The organism is Streptomyces boluensis (assembly GCF_009908195.1).
GTDB classification, from domain to species: domain Bacteria; phylum Actinomycetota; class Actinomycetes; order Streptomycetales; family Streptomycetaceae; genus Streptomyces; species Streptomyces boluensis.
The window spans coordinates 1-3,194 of sequence record NZ_JAAAHS010000586.1; the positions used below are offsets into that span (position 1 = coordinate 1).

At 68.0% G+C, this 3,194-nt stretch carries 3 protein-coding genes; 2 read left to right on the forward strand and 1 reads right to left on the reverse strand.

What is annotated here, in order from left to right; translation table 11 throughout:
• Nucleotides 1–59 precede the first annotated feature (59 nt).
• Complete coding sequence (locus GUY60_RS36225; RefSeq protein WP_161705720.1) at nucleotides 60–674, forward strand: hypothetical protein; 615 nt, start codon at nucleotides 60–62, stop codon at nucleotides 672–674.
• 43 nt (nucleotides 675–717) lie between these two features.
• On the opposite strand, the gene GUY60_RS36230 is transcribed toward GUY60_RS36225, so the two are convergent.
• Entirely contained in the window at nucleotides 718–1,620 is a 903-nt protein-coding gene (locus GUY60_RS36230) for an RDD family protein (protein WP_161705722.1), read from the reverse strand.
• 89 nt (nucleotides 1,621–1,709) lie between these two features.
• Between GUY60_RS36230 and GUY60_RS36235 the strand changes: the two genes are divergently transcribed.
• The gene (locus tag GUY60_RS36235; RefSeq protein WP_161705724.1) at nucleotides 1,710–2,717 is read left to right on the forward strand and encodes a stage II sporulation protein M; all 1,008 of its coding nucleotides are present in this window, start codon (nucleotides 1,710–1,712) and stop codon (nucleotides 2,715–2,717) included.
• Nucleotides 2,718–3,194: the final 477 nt, after the last annotated feature.

Here is a 3,194-nt window from a genome sequence, read left to right on the forward strand (position 1 = left end):
CCGCCCCACCCGACCAGCCGGCCGGGCCCGCCAAGGCCCTCACGAAGGACCCGCCCCTCATGCCTCGCGGCCGCTACTCGCTCCACGACACCCACGATCACACCCCCCTCGGCATCGAGCACTTCCACTGCGCCCCCGGCCCCTCCGGCTGGCGCTACGTCTCTCAGATCACCACCCCCGCCGGCGATCACGCCGGCTCCGTCGACCTGGTCCTGGACGAACTCGGCCGCCCCATCCGAGCCGAACTCCACGCCGCGAGCTGGCAGGTACGCGGCGCCGCCCTCGACGGCGTCACCTGGGTACGCACGGACCCCACCGGAGCCCACGCCACCGAAGGCAACGTCGCCGCTCACGCCTTCACCGGAACCTCCCCCGCGTTCCTCATCGCCACAGCACGCCTGCTGCGCCTCACCCCCGGCGCCCCCGCGACCCGTCTGCGCCTCGTCTCCCTCACCCAGCCGGTCCTCGCCCCACGCACTCTCGACCAGTCCTGGGCCCTGCTGAAGAGAGAACCACACGCCACTGACAGCGGCCCTCTGATCGTGGACGAGTACCAGGTCACAGCCCTGGACACGGGCGAGCAGAGCACCGTCCACATCGCTGGGGACGTCGTACTCGCGGCCCCGGGCATCGAGCTGGAACACCTGGAATCCCCGCCGTCCCAACTCGACTGAGCAGCGCGACGAGCCCGTTCGTACGAGATGGGCAAGCCACCGATCAGGCAGGCGGCACGAACCCGGTCGCGGGCGGAGCCTCCGGCTTGGTCCCGTCGCCAGAACGCGGCGCCGCCACATCCCGCGGAGGCCCGGGGTCCGCTTCAATACGTGCTGCCATTGCCGTCGTGGGCGATGGCCCCGCAGCCACGGCACCCTCGCCACCGAAGGCCCGCCGGGCATCCCGCGCCTGCCGCTCGTTCACGACGGCGGCGAGATACGCGGCAGCCGGCACCCCATACGGCAGCGGGGAACCGGTGCGCTCCTCGAGGTCGCCGGCCAGCCGCTCGGCCATGGCCGACCCCATCTGCGGATCGAGCTGCCCCATCCGCGTCAGGTACTGCCGGATCGCCAGCCACAGCCCGTCCGGCACGCCAGACAGATCGAGCTCCGCGAACCGTCCGACAAGCCACGGCGGCGGAGGCGGAACGTAGGACATGCGCCCCGCGGGAACACGCTCCCGTACGACGAGCGTCCCGGCGAACACGTCCCCAAGGCGCCGCCCCCGAGCGGACACGAGCGACGCGATGCAGGCCACGACCCCGAACGTCGCCAGGATCTCGATGACGCCCATCGCCCCACGAACCAAGGCGTGCCGGAACCGGATCGGCCCTCCGTCGTCCCGCACCACCCGCAACCCACAGGCCAGCTTCCCCAGCGACCGACCGTGACTCAGCGTCTCGACAGCGATCGGCCCGCCAACGAGCACCAAGATGAACGTGCCCACGGAAACAGCCGCCACAGCCGCGTCATCAAGAGAAGCAGTGGCGGCCAACAAGCCGATGGACACAACGATGTACACCGCGAAGGCCACGGCAAGATCGATGACGACAGCCAAGGCCCGGCTCGGCAACTTCGCCGCGCGCAGCTCCAGCGCCACCGCCTCACCCGTCACAAGCTCACTCACGCGTGCCCGCCCTTCCTGCCCTGCCCCTGGAACAGCCAGTCTGCCAAGCTGTCCGCGCAGCGCGCCGTAGTACGAGGAGTAGCTACCTGATGGACCTCGACGTGTTCGTGTCCGCCCACCGGTCCGAGTGGGACCGCCTGGACGCGCTCCTGCGCCGTCGGCGCCGTCTCACAGGAGACGAGGCGGACGAACTCGTCGTGCTCTACCAACGCACTGCCACGCACCTCTCCCTGATCCAGTCGAGCGCCCCGGACCCACAGCTCACAGGCCGCCTCACTCAACTCGTCGCACGCGCGCGTAGTGCCGTCACCGGCACCCGCCGAGCCGGTTGGAGAGACGCCGGCCGCTTCCTCACCACCGGTTTCCCCGCCGCGCTGTACCGAACCCGTCATTGGTGGGTGCCCACGGCTCTGCTCTCCACAGCGGTCGCGGTACTCATCGGCTGGTGGATCGGAACCCACCCCGAAGTACAGTCCGCGATCGCAGCCCCCAAGGAACTGCGCGAGCTGACCCGCCCCGGCGGGCAGTACGAGACCTACTACTCGAGCCACCCGGCGGCGTCATTCGCGGCACAGGTCTGGACGAACAACGCCCAAGCCGCCGCCATGTGCCTGGTACTCGGAGCCTTCCTGGGCTTGCCGGTCATCTGGATCCTCTTCCAGAACATGCTCAACGTGGGAGTGGGCATCGGCCTGATGTCCTCGGCAGGCCGCCTGGACACCTTCCTGGGCCTGATCCTTCCGCACGGCCTGCTCGAACTGACCGCGGTCTTCGTCGCGGCCGGCACAGGACTCCGACTCGGCTGGACACTCATCGACCCAGGCCCACGCACGCGACGCGACGCCTTGGCAGCAGAAGGCCGCGCAGCACTGGGCATGGCCATCGGCCTGGCCCTGGTCCTCTTCATCTCCGGAGCCATCGAAGGCTTCGTCACGCCCTCCGGTCTCCCCACCTGGGCGAGGATCGGCATCGGCGTCATCGCGGAGCTGGCATTCCTCGTCTACGTGTACGTGGTGGGCGGCCGAGCCGCGCGAAGCGGGGAAACCGGAGACCTGGAGGCCGCGGAGCGCAGCGCCGGTGCACCGACGGCCGCTTGATGTGCGTGCACCACTCCTGAGCTGCTACTGTCCTGTCCTCCCCACAAAAGCCGTTGACTCGGCTCGAGCGGGGAGGTAGATTTGAGCAGTTGCCTCGAACTGGACAGGTTCGACCGCGACGGTTAGCATCTACTTCGCTTCCTGGAAATTCATTCCACACGAAGCGCCCCCTGATTCATCAGAATCAATGGCGTCGGTAAATCTGACTCAGAGTCTCTGATAAAGTCGGGATCACGCCGAAAGGGGGCCGAAAGGCAACCAAAGGCAAATGGCTCTCAACGGCCACGGATTCAAATTCCGAATCGCTTCCGACAGGAAACGGACCGGGAAAAGGATCTGGTAGAGTTGAAACCGCCGGAAGGGCCGAAAGGGCCGGAAAGCGAATCCCGCCGACAGGGAATCGGACACGAAAGAGTCTGATAGAGTCGGAAACGCAAGACCGAAGGGAAGCGCCCGGAGGAAAGCCCGAGAGGGTGA

What these genes read in the sequence shown, in the direction of transcription:
- GUY60_RS36225 (WP_161705720.1), top strand. Translation starts at nt 60, where the DNA reads ATGCCTCGCGGCCGCTACTCGCTCCACGACACCCACGATCACACCCCC.
- GUY60_RS36235 (WP_161705724.1), top strand. Translation starts at nt 1,710, where the DNA reads ATGGACCTCGACGTGTTCGTGTCCGCCCACCGGTCCGAGTGGGACCGC.